Here is a 17,485-nt window from a genome sequence, read left to right as displayed (position 1 = left end):
ACTTATTTCGAGGAGGAGAACTGGTGAACTCTATTTCAAAAAAACGAACAAAAGCATTTCTAATCGATATTGCTATTTCGTCGGCTGTCACAGCTGGCGTGGAGTATATCCTCCGAAAAAAGGTAAAAAACGAGGCGATTCATGCCATCGTTACACCGACAGTCGTTATGTGGTCACTTGAATTAGCACAATTACGTAAAAAAGGGCAAACAGTTGGCTACAAAAAAATGGGACTAGTTCTCGAAAATAAAATTGGGACTAGGGTGACTTCCTCCCAAATTATAAAACGAATAGCTTACCGTGACTCAATTAGCACATTCGATTACTTGAAAAATCCAAAAGCATTCGAACAACAAAATGGACAACTTCTTCCCCACGATAGCTTCTCAGGCACTATTGTTAAGGAAATCTAGCAAAATAAGGCTACTCAAAAATAACTTGGGTAGCCTGTTTTATTAAAAGGAGAGGATACACTTGAAATTAGATCATGTTGTTGAGGTTTTACTTGAAAGTCTAAAGGATGATCAATATATTGAAGCTGTATTTTTAAGAGGATCGATGGCTAGAGAAGAGCATGATGAATTTTCGGATATCGATATTTATTGCGTTGTGAATGAAGAAAACGTCGAAGCTTTTTTGCCCAACCGCAATCAACATATTGAAGCTTATAAGAAAACAATTTTTGTAGATGATATCTATATTATTGCTCCTCAGCTATTAGTCATATATGAAGATATGATTCATATCGATTTATTTACAGTAACTTCCTCTGAAATAAGTGAAAACGATGCGATTAAAATTTTATTTGATCCAAATGGGATCCTTACAGCAAAACAAAAGAATACTACTTTGTCATTAACTCCACTCGAATTTCAAGATGCTGTAGATGATACTGTCTGGTATTTGTATCAATATTATTGGAGTGCTCAACGTGGAAATGAGATTTGGAGTGTTCATTTACTGCGGAATAGTTTAGAACACTTCGCAAAAGTACTACTGCATAAGTATTGTCCTGAGCGGGCTTTACTTGGACTTAAAACGTTGTCTAATTCATTACCCACTGACCCATTACATGAAATAGTAGATATCATGAATTGTATGAGCCTTGTAACTCATGAGATGGCAGTAAAGAAATTAGTGAACGCCTTCAACAATGAATCAGATTGGATTTTTGAAAATGTGCCGAATAAAGAAAAAATTAAGCCATTATGGGGAAAAATAAAAGCGCTATTGCATTAAAATAAAATAGCAAACTAACATTAAACCTAGTTTGCTATTTTTTAAAATGAAAAATAAATACCACTACACCCTATTAAATTGTTTTTTCATTAAAATATGTGGGATGCCACAATCCATAAATTCTTCACCTTCACGCTTATAGCCTAATTTTTCATAAAAGCCTTCTGCATAGGATTGTGCGTTTAATTTATATTTTGTTAAACCTTTTTCAAGTGCTATGTCCTCTAAACTTTGGATAATCACTTTTCCTAAACCAAATTTGCGGAATTCTATTAATATACATATACGCTCTAGTTTGCCATAGCCATCAACAACTCGCAGTCTGCCTGTGCCAACAGGTTGTTCGTTATAGTACACAAGAGTATGATCACATGCTGCATCTAGTGTATCGAATTCATCAAATTCTTCTTCCTCTGGAACCTCTTGTTCCTCTATAAAAACTTTTTGGCGAATAGCAAATGCTGTTTGTAAATCTTGTTCATCTGTAATTTTTTTCGTGTTCATTTTAATATTCCTCCTTGTTTTTCGGAGCGTGCTCTCCGTTGGTAGACTTTGTTTTCCGGCGATAGAACCGTCTACTTCGCCGCTAAATCTGCTTGTTGCGCCGCTAAAGCCGTCCACTCCGCAACTAGAACCGCTTTGCAGAACCTCCACCTGTAGATAAGAAGTGAAATTTCCTTGCATGGATGATAATATATAGTATAGAGCATTTTTTATTGCAAATACAATAATTTTTTCGGAGGCAATCAATGAAGGAAATTTTGCGAGATATTGGTGCGATTGCAAGGGCACTTGATTCCATTAGTAATATTGAGTTTAAAGAACTTGATTTAACAAAGGGACAATATTTGTATGTCACCCGCATCTGTGAAAACCCTGGTATTATTCAGGAAAAGGTAGCTGAACTATTGAAGGTAGATCGCACAACCGCCTCCCGAGCGATTCAAAAGTTGGAGACAAAAGGTTTTATAGAAAAGCGTAATGAAATTGGCAATAAGAAAAACAAACAGCTTTTCCCGACAGAGAAAAGTCTCAAGATTTATCCATTGTTAAAGCGAGAAGGTGACTATTCGAATGCTAGAGCATTAGATGGTTTTTCTTCTAATGAAATTGACAGTATTCACGACTTATTAATTCGTATTCGTCAAAATATTGAAACTGATTGGGAGTATGTAAAGAAAGGTCATACACGAAATTATTAAAGGTGATTCCATACGCTTCTGAGCATTTGGAAACGCCTTTCTTTGCATCAGAATCCCTTTTATATACAGCGATCATAAATAATGTCGAAGTGAGCTCCCTCCCCCTACGTTCAGTGCCTTTAAGTGTAGTATGATCGCTTCACGCCATACATCCGTCCGCCCCCTATCCCCGAGATCCCTTATTCACCGACTTAACTCTTTTATTCTATTAATGTTGAAATTTTCTGATTAATCAAACATAATTATTGTACATTCGAAGGGTAGGTGCTTATTATGTCGAAACATCCTCTACTTGTACGTGATGTATTAAAGCGAAAGCATTTTGAATCTGCCAAGCTAATCGCAGGACAACAAGGCCTAAATCGACAAGTACTATGGACACATATTTTAGAAATAAAAGATTTTGATACTTTAATAAATGGTGGTGAGCTCATTTTAACAACTGGTGTAGGTTTACAGTTAGAGCGTGAAACACAAATTGCTTATTTACAAAATCTTATCCGTAACGGTGCTGCAGGTCTTTGTATTGAAATTGGTGATTATTTTGACTATGTCCCTGTAGAACTGGTTACAATGGCTAATACTCATGATTTTCCTATCATCATTTTTGAAGAGGTTGTAAGATTTATCGATATTACGCAGGATCTACATACGTACATTATTAATCATCACCAACAAGCATTAACACAGCTAGATGCAATATCAAAGACTTTTATGGAATTGTCGTTAATGCCAAATGGTATATTAAAAATTTTACAGGTGCTTCATCAAGATACCGATGCATTATTTTTATTTGTCTCCGAAGATACAAAAAGCTTCTATTATCCAATAGAAGCCAAAAAGTATTTACAAGTTATGGAGGAGCATTGTCAGCAACTAGAATTACAAGAACCCATCCAACGACTATCCATTGACAAAGATCATTTCGTTATCATTCCAGTCAATGGACTAGGACAAGTATGGGGCTATTTATGTATGCATTCTGCACTGCCGAAGCCAAGTGATTATACATTGTTAAATCTTGAACGTGCAACGATGTCGATTGCCCAAATTTTGATGCGTAATCGAATGCTACAGGAGCGGCAGCAAAGTCGTGAGGATGAATTTATCCTCGCCTTAATACAAGGAGAACCTATTGATCTTCAGTATTATCAAAGTTATTTGCCACTGGAAAGTCGCAACCTATTTTATCGCGTAGTCGTGTTTAATATGCTTGATTATGCCAATACCTTTTCAAAGGAAGATTGGCAAGAAATACAGCTACAAAATGTTATGTTTGTTCGTTCCATCCTAAAAAAATTTGGCTTTTTCCCTACCGTTTCTGTACGACAGCATGAAATTATTATCCTTGCATTTTACATTGCAGCAGATAATATGGAGGAAAATCGTGACTCTTTCAACCAAGCTATACAGCAGATTATTGTTCGAAAAACACCACAGCTTTTCGAGCAAATAACCCTTACCTTTGGCATAAGCAATGTTTATCAATCCATAAATAGCGTACAACAAGGCTATAAAGAGGCAAAAACAACCATTCAAATGCAACACAATGAACTTACTTCTTCTATTTACTACAAGGATTTAGGTGTTTACAGATTGTTATTACATCAGGATCATGCTGTCCTTTTGCAATACGTAAAAGATTATTTACAAGAAATACTATTGATTGATCAAAAGAATGGTAACGACCTTTATCAAACGCTCTGTGTTTATTTAGCATGCAATGGTGCCAAAAATGATACTGCTGAACAATTATTCATTGTCCGCCAAACACTCTATAAACGAATTGAACGACTAGAAAATATTTTAGGTGCTGATTTTTTACAGGCCCCACATCGTCTCAATATAGAAATAGCGGTGAAGGCCTTTGAATTATTGAAAAAAACAGCACCTGATATTTTACGCTTTTGAACGCGGATCCATAAAATCGCGTAATGCATTGCTAAGCATATACAAACCTAATACAAGTACTGTAATGGCTCCCCCTGGCGCATAAGTATACCAAGGGGCTCCAACTAAATAAGCTTGTGAGTCTTTTAACATTCGTCCCCAGCTAGGGTTTGGTGGCTGCACGCCAAGCCCTAAATAACTCAGTGCCGCTTCAGCAAGCATCGCAGTCGCAAAAGTTACAGTTGCGGCGACGATAATCTGCGATGAAATATTGGGTAATATATGGCGAAACATAATGCTATAAGGTTTTACGCCGATTAACTTTGCAGCTAAGACATATTCATTGTCACGATGTTGGACGAAACCACTACGTGTAATCCTGGCAATGGCCGGTATGGCTATAATGCCTAATGCAATAGCTGTATTAACAATCCCTGGTCCAAATACCGCTACGAGCATTAAAGCTAATATTATTCCTGGAAAAGCCATTAGTGCATCCATCATGCGCATAAAGATTTCATCGATCCAGCCACCTACATACCCCGCTATACCACCAATTAAAATACCAAAAATTGTTCCGATAGATACCGTTAGTAGACCGACTGCAAAGGCCGTTTGTGTTCCTTTCATCATACGGCTAAAAATATCACGACCAAATTCATCCGTACCAAAAAGATAATCACTACTTGGGCTTTGTAATTTTTGAGGTATATTCATCGAGTTTACATCATGTGGTGTATAAAAAAAGCTGATAATCATTATGATTAGAAAACCGACAATGACTAGTAGACCAATGATTAAATTGATATTTTTCATGTACCTTTGTATATTCTTCATCGTATCCACCTCTCATCGTAATCGGATTCTAGGATCTAACACAGAATATAAAATATCGACCATAAAATTGATCATGACCACTGCTACCGTAATATACATAACGATTCCCTGTACTAATGGAAAGTCACGATTACTAATTGCCGTGATGAGGAGTTGACCGACACCCGGTAGTGAAAATACTTGCTCCACAATAATTGTCCCTGCAACAACTTCAGCCATGATCAATCCAAATACCGTTAATATTGGAATCATCGAATTTTTTAAGACATGCTTATACATAACATTTTGCTCAGACATCCCTTTACTACGAACCGTACGCACATAATCGAGCTGAACTTGCTCTAAAATAGCCGTACGCACATAGCGGAAATTGACCGCAATTTGTGGAATCGCAATTGTTAACGCTGGCAGAACGAGTGTACTTAACGCTCCTGTTACACTTTGCGTCCACGGAATATACCCACTTATTTTAAAGAAGCTGAACTGCATGCCAATATACAAAATGAGTATCATCCCAAGCCAGAAAGAAGGAATGGCCATGCCAACTTGCGTCACTGTCGACAACGACACATCACTAAACTTATTTTGTCTTCTCGCTGCAAACATACCCAGTGGTAAGGAAATGAGTAGCACAATTAAGAGAGTGAGCCCAGCCAATGACATCGTTACAGGTAGTCTATCAAACAGTAATTCTTTTACTGGCATTGAAAAACGAATGGAATTTCCTAATTCCCCTGTCAATAATCCCTTCATCCAATCTGTATATTGCACGTAAAGGGGGCGATTCAAGCCAAGCTCTGATCGCAAATTTTCAATTTGTGTGGGATCCGCTTCAGTGCCTAACATTGTCCGAACCGGATCACCAGGTAAAATTTGAAAAACACCGAATGTAATGATCGACACTAGAAGGATGGTTGTTATTAACAGGATGAATCGACGTAATATATACATCATCTAGCTCTCATCCCTTTCTAGTTAGAAAATTTAACCTCAGACATATCATGGAACCAGAATGGATAGTTCTTTAACCCAGTAACGTTTTTATTAGAACCCCAAACAATTTGATAATCTGCGATGTAAACCGCTACTGCCTGCTCAGCTAAAATTTCCTGTGCACGATGGTAATAGTCAATTTGTTTTGCCTGATCTCTTTCTTTTAAAACATTTGCCATAATTTTGTCGTATTCATTATTTCTAAATTTGAAGAAGTTTTCACTATCATTTGATGAAATGTAATCATTTAAAATATCATAGGCAGAGGCACGACCTGTTAAATCGATCGTTGTCATTTGATAGTCGCGACCAAAGTAAACTCGGTCTAGCCAAATGCCCCACTCTACTACTTCAATTTCCACATCAATACCGATTTCCTTTAAATTAGCCGCTACGATTTGCGCGATATTTGAATACATATCATTATGCGAAGACACTGTAATTTTCGTTTTAAAGCCATTAGGATATCCCGCTTCTGCTAATAATGCTTTGGCTTTTTCCACATCACGCTTATACATATTTTCTAAGCCTTTCTTTTGATAGTCCCCCATCGCCGGACTCATATTTGAACCAAGTGGTACAGCATAGCCTGCAAATACTGAATCGATAATATCGGACTTATTAATAGCGTAGTTAATTGCTTGACGGACCTTTACATTATCAAAAGGAGCTTTCGTTTCATTAAATGTAACGATTAATGATGAGTTATTATTTTGATGAGATAAGTTATAGTTATTTTCTACTTCACTTACGCGCTGCCAAGGTACACTCGTTAAATCGACTTCATTGGCCATTAAACTCATAATCGCCGCTTGATCATCCGATTGGAAGGTAAACGTCACTTTATTCAAGTATGGTAACCCTTCCTTCCAGTAGTGTTCATTTTTCTTCAATTCTAAATTAGAGCCTGGAGAGTATTTTACATAAGCAAATGGTCCAGTACCTATTGGGTTTTCATTATGTTTTCCATCATTGCTTTTTGGTAAGATGGCTGATTGTCGAGCAGTTAATGAATATAAGAAGTTAGAGTTTGGCTCCTTTAGCTTAATCACAAATGTATTGGCATCTGGTGCTTCCGTTGACGCAACATTATCAAAACTGTTTGACATCTTTTCGCCACCGTTTTTCCCCATTAAACGATCAAATGAATACTGAATATCCTCAACAGTTAAATCCTCACCATTATGAAATTTCACACCCGGACGAATTTTGAATGTATATGTTAAACCATCGTCAGATATTGCATAGCTTTCGGCTAACCCTTCTTTTAAAGTACCATCTGTTTCAGGTGCCATTAGTCCTTCAAAAATATTGAGTATCATTTGGTACGAAATAGATGCTGTTGCTTTATGTGGATCTAAAAAATCTGGGTCATCATTTATACGTACCACGATGTCTTGAGGTAAATCTGCTTCGGATTTCTCTTTAGAACTTTCATCTTTTTTGTCATCATTTGAACAGGCACTTACTAGTAAAACTACTATCAATGTCAACAACAGCATCAACCACTTGTTCTTCAGTCTCATGTCCTTTCCTCCTATTCATTATGTGCTCATTATTTGAATGCTTTTATAGCTTTCTACTTCAACTAATTTATCAGCAGCTTTAATGCCAGCAATGATCGCTTCCTCCATAGCTCTTGTAGCCAAATGGCCCAAATAGTCAACTGGATATGTTTTATCTCCTGTACCCAGCACGAAAATCGTATCTCCATCCAGCATTGTGTGAACAGGATAAATCGTCCGTGCGAGGGCATTTTGTGTAAGCTGGGCTATTTTTTTCGCCTCTGCTTTTGTCAGCCTGGCATTCACTGCAATGACACCGATTGTCGTATTCGTACCAGATAACCCTTCTGATTGCACATACTCCTCTAAATAAGTACAGCAATCAATCCATTCCCCTGTTTTCGGATTCCTTGCACCTGCTAGCGTTTCTCTCGTATTTGGATCTTTTACATCCCCAACAGCGTTGACAGCAACGATTGCCCCAACTACAACACCCTCTTTACCAGCTATAGAGGTACTACCTAGCCCCCCTTTCATACAAAATTGAGGGCCTGCCAATTTCCCTACAGTCGCACCATAACCGGCTCCAGTATTACCATTTGCAAATGGACCAACAACCGCACTCTTAGCCGCTTCATAGCCCATTGGAGCAGTAGGTCTTGTCTTTGGATCACCGATAAATAAATCGAATAGCACAGCACTAGGAACAATTGGAATGGTAGCAATACCTGCATCCACACCAATACCCTGTTCCTCTAAAAATTGCATGACTCCGGTCGCAGCATCCAATCCGAAAGCACTTCCTCCGGACAAGCAAATCCCATGTACATGATCAATTTCGTTAATAGGATCAAGTGCATCCGTCTCTCGAGTGCCTGGTGCTGAGCCTCTTACATCGACACCGCAAACTGCACCATTTTCCACTAAAATCGCTGTACAGCCTGTTATGCCTTCACTATTTTCTGCATGCCCAACTTTAACTCCTGGCACATCTGTAATATTTCCAAACATCAAACACACCTCACTCCACAAAAAAGACTTAATTTTCAGTTTACTTATCATATAAAAAGCATGCTACCCGTTGATGGTTATTTTCTTCCTGAAGCACAGGCCGTTCCTGATGACATCTGTCCATGACATAGGGACAACGTGTATGAAACACACAGCCTACTGGAGGATTCATAGGGCTTGGCAATTCACCCTGTAACGATATTTCTTGTTTCGGTTGATCAAAATTGATAACTGGGATCGCTGATAGCAACGCCTGCGTATATGGATGCAGAGGATTCGCATATAATTCTTTCTTTGTGCCAATTTCCACTACCCTCCCTAAATACAACACAGCCACCCGATCACTAATATGTTTCACAACACTTAAATCATGTGAAATAAATAAATAGGTCAAATGAAATTCATCCTGTAAATCCATCATTAAGTTTAAGACCTGTGACTGCACCGAAACATCTAGTGCAGATACAGGCTCATCCGCAATAATGAACTCTGGATGAATAGCAAGCGCCCGCGCAATCCCGATTCGTTGTCTTTGACCGCCGGAAAATTCATGAGGGAACTTTTGCATAGCATCTTCTGGGAGACCTACCTTTTGTAAAAGCTCCTTCACACGTTCTTTGCGTTGCTCTTTCGTTAATGTTAATTGCAGCTTCATCGGTTCTTCAATAATGGTACCTATGCGCATACGAGGATTGAGTGATGCAAAAGGATCCTGAAAAATCATTTGCATTTGATTGCGAAAAGTTTGCAACTTATTGCCCTTTAACTGCTGAATGGGCTGTCCTTTATAGAAAATTTCTCCCTCGGTCGGTTCGACGAGTTTTAAAATAGTTCGGCCAAACGTCGATTTTCCGGAGCCGGATTCTCCTACAATGCCAAGCGTCTCGCCACGGAAAATTTCAAGTGAAATATCATCAACTGCTTTAATGACTTTTTTCTCTTCCTTCATCGACTTACGTTTCACAGGAAAGTAGGCTTTTAAATGATTAATTTCAAGCAAAACTTCTTTCTTCGTCATGATCAAGCGCTCCCTTCTCCGTAAATAAATGACAGCGCACTTTATGTTCATCTTGAATATGGATTACCTCTGGTAGCACCTCATGGCATTGTTCCATCGCAAATGGACAGCGCGGTGCAAAGCGACAGCCCTCTGGTAACGCATAAGCTGGTGGAACAGTGCCTGGGATTGACGGCAACCTTTTAACATCTGTGTCTAGATTAGGCATTGTTTTTAAAAGAGCAGTTGTATATGGATGCTTTGGATTCATAAAAAGCTCTCGCACTGATGCTTCTTCTACGATTTGTCCCGCATACATGACCATAACGCGATCTGCCGTTTCTGCTACAACGCTCATATCATGCGTAATAAATAATATAGCCGAATGATGTTCTTCCTTCATCTTCATCATAAGCTTTAAAATTTGTGCTTGTACGGTTACATCAAGTGCCGTTGTTGGCTCATCCGCAATCAGCAGCTGAGGGTTATTAGACATGGCTATTGCAATCATGACACGCTGGCGCATACCACCTGATAATTGGTGCGGATATTCAGCAATAACCTTTTCCGCATTGGCAATACCAACTTCTTTTAACAGCTGTAGAGATTTCTCCCATGCCTCTTTTTTTGAAATCTTTTGGTGTCTACATATTCCTTCCATCATTTGATTACCGATTGTGAAAACTGGATCTAATGACGTCATCGGCTCTTGAAAAATCATACTAATTTCATTGCCTCTTATGTTACTCATCTCTTTATTTTTATAGTCTAAGAGATTTTTACCATTCAATTTAATCGTACCAGCTGAAATTTCTCCTGGTGGTATGGGCAGTAACCGTATAATGGATAGCGATGTAATACTTTTACCACTACCAGATTCACCTACAAGCGCAACCGTTTCTCCCTTACGGATCGTAAAGCTCACATCATCAACAACTTTTGCCTCTTTACCATTTTTTAAATGGAATTTTATTTTTAAATGATTTACCTCTAGTAGCACTTGATTTTCTTTTGGCTGATCCATATGCATCCCTCCGTTTATCACATTTGATTTGGTGGTGCATAGCGTATCGCGATATTTTTCATTTGCGTATAATTTCTCAACGCGACAAAACCTTTTTCTCGACCAATGCCGCTCTTTTTATAGCCACCAAACGGCATTTGAATTCCGCCTGCTGCTCCATAGTTATTAACAAACACTTGTCCAGCTTTTACACGGCTTGCGACATAATGTGCAGTATCTAAATCCTTCGACCAAACCCCTGCAACTAAACCGTAGTCTGTATTATTTGCCAAGGCAATTGCTTCCTCAACGGTCTTAAATGTCAATACCGTCAACACCGGTCCGAAAATTTCCTCCTGTGCAAGTGTATCGTTAGCTTCTACCCCTGCAAGTATTGTTGGTTCAACATAATATCCTTTTTCATAACCCGCAATCGTCAGTGTCTCACCACCAGTAATCACAAAACCATTTTCCTTCGCCTTTTGCAACAGTGTTGAAATCTTCGTATATTGCCGTTCATTTAGAAGTGGACCCATATCAACGTCTGCTTCACCCGGACCAACTCTTAAAGCTTGAAATTTCTGCACTAATTGAGCAATGAATTTTTCTTTGGCACTTTCTTCAATTAGTAATCTAGCCCCTGCAGAGCATGTTTGCCCGGCATTCTGAATAATGGCACGTACAACACCATCAAGTGCTTGCTCCATGTTGGCGTCCGCAAAAACAATATTTGGTGATTTCCCACCAAGCTCTAACGTTACAGGTACAACATTTTCAGCAGCTGATTTCATCACTGCTATGCCTGTTGGAACAGAGCCTGTAAACGTAATATGATTGATATCAGGATGAGATGTTAAATAGGGTCCTACATCACGACCTAAGCCTGTAATATGCTGAAAAATACCCCTCGGCAATTTATCCGCAAACCATTCCGTTATAGCATGAGTAGTCAATGGCGTATCTTCCGCACTTTTGACAATTACTGCATTGCCAGTAGCAATTGCAGCTGCTACACTTCTCGCTGTGATTTGAATAGGATAATTCCAAGGCACGATATGTACGGTAATTCCAACAGGCTCTAACACTACCGCATTTAAAATGCCGTCTTCAACAGGAATCGTGTCACCCATCACTTTATCAGCAGCACCCCCATAAAACTCAAAATAGCGTGCTGCTGCTTCAATATCGGCTCTTGCTTGTGTTAACGGCTTACCTACATCACGACATTCTAATAAACTCCATTCCTCTGCATGCTTGCGTATATAGTGCGCAAGTTCCACAAGTAGCTGTCCCCGTTCATAGGCCTTTATTTTCCGCCACTCTTCACTTTCAAACGCTACACGTGCAGCACATACAGCTTCGTCGACATGCGTTTTACTTGCATTCGTAATTTGGGCAATGACTTCACCAGTAGAGGGGTCCATAACATCTAATAAGGCCTCTTCCATAGCACTGTAAACCCATTCACCATTTATAAACATCGGAATTTTTTTCACCCTTATCCCTCCTATAGTCCGCGACCACCGTCTACATGTAAGGTCGTTCCTGTAACCACGCTAGCTACTTCAGAGAGTAAATAACTTACTGCTCCTGCAATGTCTGATGGATTCACTAAACGTCCAAGCGGGACCGATTGAACAAAGACACTTTGCTTTGTTTGCTCGATATCTGCTCCTTGTGCCGTAAATTGACCAAGCATCTGTGTATCGGCAGGCCCTGGGTGAATCGTATTAACACGTATTTGAAACGGTGCTAGTTCAATAGCCAAAGCACGTGTAAAACTCTCCGCAGCCCCTTTAGAAGCAATATAAGCTTGTAACCCTGGGCGTGGACGTACAGCAGAAATGGAAGCGATTGTGACAATTGAACCTGTGCGTCGCTCTTTCATGTATGGAACGACTGCCTTTGTTGTAATAAATAAACTTTTAACATTGACATCCATTAATCGATTCCACTCGTCCATCGTTACTTGCTCAAGCGGTGTTGCTGACTGCGCTATACCTAGTGCATTGACAAGGCCATCAATACGTCCATACTTGTCAAAAACCTGCTTGAACACATCGTTCACGCGCTCCTCTTGCAAGGCATTGACTTCAAAGCATTGAAAGGTATCCTGCACTAAATCACTTAAAGAAGCTACTGATAAATCGAGCCCAACTGCTATATTGCCCTTCGCAAGCTGTTCCTGAATAATGGCTTTCCCCATACCGCCCCCTGCACCTGTGACGATGACGACCTGTTGCTCTACTGCCATGCTATACACCCCTTGTCGCTAAATTCAGTTTTATAATCTCCTGACAAATCGCATCACCCATTTGTGCTGTTGTCGCCTGTCCACCAATATCTGCAGTTTTCACAACACCTTCTCGAAGCACCGTCTCAATCGCATGAACAATTAGCTGTTCTATATCCCGTCTTCCGATATGTCCAAGTAACAACGCAAGTGACCAAATTTGTGCGATTGGGTTTGCTATGCCCTTTCCTGCGATATTTGGTGCTGACCCATGCACAGGCTCAAACATTGATGGGAATTCTTTTTCCGGATTTAAATTTGCTGATGGAGACAACCCAAGACCACCAACAATAGCTGACCCTAAATCTGATAAAATATCTCCGAATAAATTGGAGGCAACTACAACCTGAAAATCTTGCGGTCTCTCTACAAAATAAGCTACTAAAGCATCGATATAGATAGATTCTAACTCTAGTGCTGGTGAGCTTTGTGCTAGAATTCTCTTAGCATGCTCATCCCAGAACTTCATTGAATGGATAATGGCATTCGATTTTGTCGCACTCGTAATTTTTGTTTTGCCATTTTTATAGGCATAATCACAGGCCGCTTGGACAATTTTTTCAATACCGATCCGTGTCATAATCGTATTTTGAATCGTCATTTCCTGCGGTTGATTATGATAAATTCGCCCACCACTATTGGAATATTCCCCCTCTGCGTTTTCCCGGAAGATCACAAAATCAATATCCCTTCCGTTGGCAAGCGGTGAGGCTATGCCAGGTAGTGATTTAATCGGACGGAAATTAACATATTGCTGGAAGCTTTTTCGTATCGGCATAATTAATTCCCATACTGTCACGTCATCCGGAACACGAGCATCTCCAATAGCCCCGAATAAAATTGCATCGTATTCTTTTAATATGTCTAATGCATTGTCTGGCATCATTTGACCGTGCTTGAGGTAATAATCTGAACTCCAAGGAAAAATTGTTGTTTCTATTTGTAAAGACGAATCGTGTTCCTGAAGAGAACTTAGTACCTTTAGTGCTTCTTCCATAACTTCCTTTCCAATGCCATCACCAGGAATTACTGCGACTTTTGTGTGAGTCATTGTGCATCACCTGCTAAAAACTTTAATGCCGCCAAACGGTAAATGGCTGTTGTTTCTGCTAATTCTTCGATATCGACATATTCATCAATTTGATGGGGAATATCACGATCACCCGCTCCAACGGTAACGATTGGTACTCCATGCACATGAAGGAACGTTCCATCCGTAGCCCCTGGTACACCGTTATATTTCGGCTCTTTTTCCGTTACTTCAGCGACTGCCTCATAAATGGCTTGTACAACAGGATTCTCCTTCGCTGTTGCTGTTGCAGGACGGTTATCAAGCACTGTTAGCTCCACTTTAAAATCTGGATCATCTGCTTGCAGACGTTTAATAATGGCATCAATTTTACCTAGAAGCTCCTCATGATCCTGTGCAGGGACTGTACGAATATCAAGCGTTGTCATACAGTGATCAGGAATGACATTAATTTGTGCATCTCCTTTTACAGGCGCTCGTAAAATCGTTGGTGTAATAGATGGCCAATTAAGCATCGGATCACGTCCTAATCGTGCTTGCTCTTCTTTTTCTAATTTTTCAAGCTCTACAATAAAACGTGCCATGCGCCAGTTCGGATTAATGCCACTCCAAGAAATTGCACCGTGCGCCATTTTACCGAAGATATCTACTTTCAAACGTATTGCCCCGCGCTGTGCAATACAGACATTGTTTTCCTCTGGCTCACAGATAATCGCCCCATCCACATTATCTGCCCAGCCATTTTTTATAAAATGTTTAATCCCAAGCATCAATCCTTCTTCATCGCACGGAATACATAAAATAATCTTGCCTGTAAATTCCTCCTGATCCAGTAACAACGACTGACAAGCTGTAATCATACACGCAAGATTTCCTTTTGTATCATTTGTACCTCGGCCATACATTCGACCATCAATAATTTCTGCACCGAATGGATCGTACGTCCATGCTTCACGATTTCCTTCGGTAACGACATCTGTGTGTCCTTCAAAGAGTAGTGTTTTTCCTGGCTTACCCGAATCAATAATACCAATAACATTCGGCCTTCCTGGCACAACCTCCTCTACATGTGTTTCTATCCCGATCTCACGTAAATATTGAGCGACAAAATTCGCGACTTCTTGTTCATTGCCATTTGGATCATCTTCTCGATAAACGCTATCTATTCGTACTAGCTTTTGTGTAAGCTCAATAACTGCTTCTCGGTCGCGCATATAAGATTCCGTTGTCTTTAAACTTGTTACTGTCATTCAAATGCCTCCTTGTTTTATAGAATATTCTAGAGATCATTTATGCCTCCGCATAATTGCGTCCGGAATCGGCTTTGTCTTGGGCCTGCAGATGTTTTTTGCGCGAAAGCGAAGCGACAGCAACACAGCACCGATGCAGGTCAGTTAGCCTTTATCGCATGGATGCGATGGTTTTAGGCTAACATCCTCTAAGAACTCTTTTCCGATTCCATGACATCCGCCGGAGACTTTGGGCCAACAGATGTTTTTTGTGCGAAAGCGTAGTGCTAACGCAGCGGCAGCAAAAGGGCTTCATTCTGTGCGAAAGCGTAGTGAAACGAAGCGCAGCAACAACATGATGTTGGTCACTCAGTCGTTGCCACAGGACGTGGCGTTCTTAGACTGAGTTCCTCTATTTTAGCAGGCGTTTGGACATCTGCTAAAAGAAGTTAAATCATTTTAACATTGTCCTATTAGACAAGTATTAGACACTTTGTTAATAATACATAGAATGCTATTAACGTTTTGTTTAGTAGTAAAAAGCTAAAAAACAACAAAATTATCTACCTTATGTTGTTTTTCGATATAAAAAGATCGAACATTTACCATAATGTGGGATTGATTTTCGTTCCGGCTGGGCGCTTTTCTGGAGCGTCCGATTTTCACCACAATCAACTTATTCGCATGGCATAGGTTTTATCAAAATGTCATCTCATTTTTAGGTGATAAAAATATAAATAGCTTTTAGTTTTAAGCTGTTTCCGAAAAGATTGTTGCTATTCAACTGACGGAGCAGGTTAGTGCAGCGAGGAAGTATGATAAAATCAAACATACTATGCATTTAAGGTGGTTAAAATGAAATGAATAAAGTTTTTGTCGTAGATGGGAATAATTTTTCAAGCTTTGAGGAATTTTGTAAGGAGTTTTCGAGAGTTGTTCTTTCTGGAAAGTTTGAGTGGAACGGAACCCTCGCTGCATTTAATGATATTTTGCGTGGTGGCTTTGGTGAAATTGAATTTAATGAAGATTATACAATTATTTGGACAAATTCCGATAAATCTAAAAGTGATTTAGGATATGAAGAAACAATAATTAAACTCAATGAAAATTTGGAAAGATGCCATCCAAGTAATAAAAAATATATGCTACAAGAAATAAAGGATGCGAAAATGAACAAGGGTCCAACTATATTTGACTCAATAAAAGAAATAATCCTTGATCACGAAAATGTAACATTGATATTAGAATAATCCTTATTAAAATAAACGGTGCTTTAGTACAAGATTGCAGAGCTGTTCAGGCAGCTCTTTTTTCTTATTCTAGTAACGATGCAGGTTAGTTTAACAAGAAAAACTAAGATAAAGGTATTTGTATGCTGCTTATTGAAGTAATATTAAGCTTATCAAAGGAGGCTTCCTTATGACTTATTTGAAAAATAATGGATTTAAATCTCTAAATTTCATTAATATACCAGAAACAGATATAAAAAAATACCAGCCTCTATCGGGTTCTTTTGCCGTAGTAAAGTGCGAAGGAAAGTTTCTCCTTTGCTATAACACTTGGCGTAAACAATGGGAACTACCTTCTGGAGGTAGAGAGAATAACGAAACGTCAAAGGAATGTGCCATTAGAGAACTTTACGAGGAAACTGGACAATTAGTTACAAACTTAGAATTTAAAGGATTAATCAAAGCCGGAAATTCATTAGATGGCAACATAAAATATAATCCTGTGTACTTTACTACAATGGAAAAACTACAACCATTTATAGAGAATGAGGAAACATCAGAAATAAAACTTTGGGATTTAAATGAGGAAATAGGTTATATTGATTCAGTTGATATAAATATATTTGATTATCTTTAAACAAAGATAGTGAGCAATGGCTTCTTGAACTAACGGAGTAGGTATTTTTTTTAGATACCAATATAACTACAAGAAGAATTAGGATAATTAAGAGGTTTTTTATGCAAAAAATCGGAATTGAAAAAGCAAACTATAAACCAACATTAAAAATTTTAAAAGATTTATATAACTGAATCAATTTCATAAATCACTTTTTTCAAGAGCTTAGACTGCTCCTATTAAGAAAACTTACGTTTTTAAAAATTATGCTGCTTGAGTTTGTACTTGTAATAAAGCATTTAGACGATCCACTGCCAACTTGCAGGCATTATAAATAAACGTCACCAGGTTGAAATGAAGTTTGGCTTTTCTTCCTGTTCTATGACGGATGTTGTTTAATTGAAAATATTG

17 protein-coding genes and 1 pseudogene are annotated in these 17,485 nt (G+C 38.9%); 6 read left to right on the top strand and 12 right to left on the bottom strand.

Annotation, left to right across the window (positions count from 1 at the left end; genetic code table 11):
- Nucleotides 1-23: 23 nt before the first annotated feature.
- The gene (locus ACQKOG_RS10105) at nucleotides 24-413 is read left to right on the top strand and encodes an RDD family protein (RefSeq protein WP_370077458.1); all 390 of its coding nucleotides are present in this window, start codon (nucleotides 24-26) and stop codon (nucleotides 411-413) included.
- Between the two features lie 61 nt (nucleotides 414-474).
- Nucleotides 475-1,239 (top strand): aminoglycoside 6-adenylyltransferase, encoded by a 765-nt coding sequence (locus tag ACQKOG_RS10100; protein WP_402869036.1) that lies wholly within the window; start codon nucleotides 475-477, stop codon nucleotides 1,237-1,239.
- A gap of 63 nt (nucleotides 1,240-1,302) precedes the next feature.
- Here ACQKOG_RS10100 and ACQKOG_RS10095 read toward each other — a convergent pair whose 3' ends face one another.
- A complete protein-coding gene (locus ACQKOG_RS10095; RefSeq protein WP_370077454.1) occupies nucleotides 1,303-1,743 on the bottom strand; it encodes a GNAT family N-acetyltransferase in 441 nt (146 codons plus the stop codon).
- Between the two features lie 245 nt (nucleotides 1,744-1,988).
- Between ACQKOG_RS10095 and ACQKOG_RS10090 the strand changes: the two genes are divergently transcribed.
- On the top strand, nucleotides 1,989-2,441 hold the full coding sequence (locus ACQKOG_RS10090; RefSeq protein ID WP_370077452.1) for a MarR family winged helix-turn-helix transcriptional regulator: 453 nt from the start codon (nucleotides 1,989-1,991) through the stop codon (nucleotides 2,439-2,441).
- Between the two features lie 273 nt (nucleotides 2,442-2,714).
- On the top strand, nucleotides 2,715-4,352 hold the full coding sequence (locus ACQKOG_RS10085; RefSeq protein ID WP_402869034.1) for a PucR family transcriptional regulator: 1,638 nt from the start codon (nucleotides 2,715-2,717) through the stop codon (nucleotides 4,350-4,352).
- On the opposite strand, the gene ACQKOG_RS10080 is transcribed toward ACQKOG_RS10085, so the two are convergent.
- The 10 genes from ACQKOG_RS10080 to ACQKOG_RS10035 are packed head-to-tail and all read right to left on the bottom strand — an operon-like array spanning nucleotide 4,341 to nucleotide 15,250.
- Entirely contained in the window at nucleotides 4,341-5,168 is an 828-nt protein-coding gene (locus tag ACQKOG_RS10080; protein ID WP_370077449.1) for an ABC transporter permease, read from the bottom strand. The two genes, ACQKOG_RS10085 and ACQKOG_RS10080, sit on opposite strands and share 12 nt — an antisense overlap.
- 12 nt (nucleotides 5,169-5,180) lie before the next feature.
- Nucleotides 5,181-6,122, bottom strand: a complete 942-nt coding sequence (locus ACQKOG_RS10075; RefSeq protein WP_370077447.1) for an ABC transporter permease — start codon at nucleotides 6,120-6,122, stop codon at nucleotides 5,181-5,183.
- Between the two features lie 17 nt (nucleotides 6,123-6,139).
- Nucleotides 6,140-7,687, bottom strand: coding sequence for an ABC transporter substrate-binding protein (locus ACQKOG_RS10070; RefSeq protein ID WP_370077445.1), 1,548 nt, complete (start codon nucleotides 7,685-7,687; stop codon nucleotides 6,140-6,142).
- A gap of 18 nt (nucleotides 7,688-7,705) precedes the next feature.
- Nucleotides 7,706-8,677 carry a P1 family peptidase gene (locus ACQKOG_RS10065; protein WP_370077443.1) on the bottom strand — a complete coding sequence of 324 codons (972 nt, stop codon included), beginning with the start codon at nucleotides 8,675-8,677 and terminating at the stop codon, nucleotides 7,706-7,708.
- Nucleotides 8,678-8,717: 40 nt separating this feature from the next.
- Entirely contained in the window at nucleotides 8,718-9,695 is a 978-nt protein-coding gene (locus ACQKOG_RS10060) for an ABC transporter ATP-binding protein (RefSeq protein WP_370077442.1), read from the bottom strand.
- Nucleotides 9,670-10,698: an ABC transporter ATP-binding protein gene (locus tag ACQKOG_RS10055; protein ID WP_427446237.1), complete on the bottom strand. Its 1,029-nt coding sequence runs from the start codon at nucleotides 10,696-10,698 to the stop codon at nucleotides 9,670-9,672. The genes ACQKOG_RS10060 and ACQKOG_RS10055 overlap by 26 nt, the downstream gene beginning before the upstream one ends.
- A gap of 17 nt (nucleotides 10,699-10,715) precedes the next feature.
- Nucleotides 10,716-12,173, bottom strand: coding sequence for an aldehyde dehydrogenase family protein (locus ACQKOG_RS10050; protein WP_370077438.1), 1,458 nt, complete (start codon nucleotides 12,171-12,173; stop codon nucleotides 10,716-10,718).
- 11 nt (nucleotides 12,174-12,184) lie between these two features.
- Complete coding sequence (locus ACQKOG_RS10045; protein WP_370077436.1) at nucleotides 12,185-12,931, bottom strand: SDR family NAD(P)-dependent oxidoreductase; 747 nt, start codon at nucleotides 12,929-12,931, stop codon at nucleotides 12,185-12,187.
- 1 nt (nucleotide 12,932) lies between these two features.
- Nucleotides 12,933-14,021 (bottom strand): tartrate dehydrogenase, encoded by a 1,089-nt coding sequence (locus ACQKOG_RS10040; protein ID WP_370077434.1) that lies wholly within the window; start codon nucleotides 14,019-14,021, stop codon nucleotides 12,933-12,935.
- Nucleotides 14,018-15,250, bottom strand: a complete 1,233-nt coding sequence (locus tag ACQKOG_RS10035) for a M20 family metallopeptidase (RefSeq protein ID WP_370077432.1) — start codon at nucleotides 15,248-15,250, stop codon at nucleotides 14,018-14,020. The genes ACQKOG_RS10040 and ACQKOG_RS10035 overlap by 4 nt, the downstream gene beginning before the upstream one ends.
- Nucleotides 15,251-16,089: 839 nt before the next feature.
- Between ACQKOG_RS10035 and ACQKOG_RS10030 the strand changes: the two genes are divergently transcribed.
- Nucleotides 16,090-16,479 carry a hypothetical protein gene (locus tag ACQKOG_RS10030; protein ID WP_370077431.1) on the top strand — a complete coding sequence of 130 codons (390 nt, stop codon included), beginning with the start codon at nucleotides 16,090-16,092 and terminating at the stop codon, nucleotides 16,477-16,479.
- A 169-nt stretch (nucleotides 16,480-16,648) separates the two neighbouring features.
- Entirely contained in the window at nucleotides 16,649-17,095 is a 447-nt protein-coding gene (locus ACQKOG_RS10025) for an NUDIX domain-containing protein (RefSeq protein ID WP_427446233.1), read from the top strand.
- Between the two features lie 243 nt (nucleotides 17,096-17,338).
- On the opposite strand, the pseudogene ACQKOG_RS10020 reads toward ACQKOG_RS10025, so the two are convergent.
- A pseudogene (locus tag ACQKOG_RS10020) lies at nucleotides 17,339-17,485 on the bottom strand (IS5/IS1182 family transposase); the annotation flags it as partial.

The organism is Lysinibacillus sp. NPDC093216, assembly GCF_050280325.1.
Classification (GTDB): domain Bacteria; phylum Bacillota; class Bacilli; order Bacillales_A; family Planococcaceae; genus Lysinibacillus.
Note: the sequence above shows the minus strand (reverse complement) of the source record. Positions and strands in the feature narration are given on the sequence as shown.

What these genes read in the sequence shown, in the direction of transcription:
- ACQKOG_RS10095 (WP_370077454.1), bottom strand. Translation starts at nt 1,743, where the DNA reads ATGAACACGAAAAAAATTACAGATGAACAAGATTTACAAACAGCATTT.
- ACQKOG_RS10090 (WP_370077452.1), top strand. Translation starts at nt 1,989, where the DNA reads ATGAAGGAAATTTTGCGAGATATTGGTGCGATTGCAAGGGCACTTGAT.
- ACQKOG_RS10085 (WP_402869034.1), top strand. Translation starts at nt 2,715, where the DNA reads ATGTCGAAACATCCTCTACTTGTACGTGATGTATTAAAGCGAAAGCAT.
- ACQKOG_RS10080 (WP_370077449.1), bottom strand. Translation starts at nt 5,168, where the DNA reads ATGAAGAATATACAAAGGTACATGAAAAATATCAATTTAATCATTGGT.
- ACQKOG_RS10075 (WP_370077447.1), bottom strand. Translation starts at nt 6,122, where the DNA reads ATGATGTATATATTACGTCGATTCATCCTGTTAATAACAACCATCCTT.
- ACQKOG_RS10070 (WP_370077445.1), bottom strand. Translation starts at nt 7,687, where the DNA reads ATGAGACTGAAGAACAAGTGGTTGATGCTGTTGTTGACATTGATAGTA.
- ACQKOG_RS10065 (WP_370077443.1), bottom strand. Translation starts at nt 8,677, where the DNA reads ATGTTTGGAAATATTACAGATGTGCCAGGAGTTAAAGTTGGGCATGCA.
- ACQKOG_RS10060 (WP_370077442.1), bottom strand. Translation starts at nt 9,695, where the DNA reads ATGACGAAGAAAGAAGTTTTGCTTGAAATTAATCATTTAAAAGCCTAC.
- ACQKOG_RS10055 (WP_427446237.1), bottom strand. Translation starts at nt 10,698, where the DNA reads ATGGATCAGCCAAAAGAAAATCAAGTGCTACTAGAGGTAAATCATTTA.
- ACQKOG_RS10045 (WP_370077436.1), bottom strand. Translation starts at nt 12,931, where the DNA reads ATGGCAGTAGAGCAACAGGTCGTCATCGTCACAGGTGCAGGGGGCGGT.
- ACQKOG_RS10040 (WP_370077434.1), bottom strand. Translation starts at nt 14,021, where the DNA reads ATGACTCACACAAAAGTCGCAGTAATTCCTGGTGATGGCATTGGAAAG.
- ACQKOG_RS10035 (WP_370077432.1), bottom strand. Translation starts at nt 15,250, where the DNA reads ATGACAGTAACAAGTTTAAAGACAACGGAATCTTATATGCGCGACCGA.
- ACQKOG_RS10030 (WP_370077431.1), top strand. Translation starts at nt 16,090, where the DNA reads ATGAATAAAGTTTTTGTCGTAGATGGGAATAATTTTTCAAGCTTTGAG.
- ACQKOG_RS10025 (WP_427446233.1), top strand. Translation starts at nt 16,649, where the DNA reads ATGACTTATTTGAAAAATAATGGATTTAAATCTCTAAATTTCATTAAT.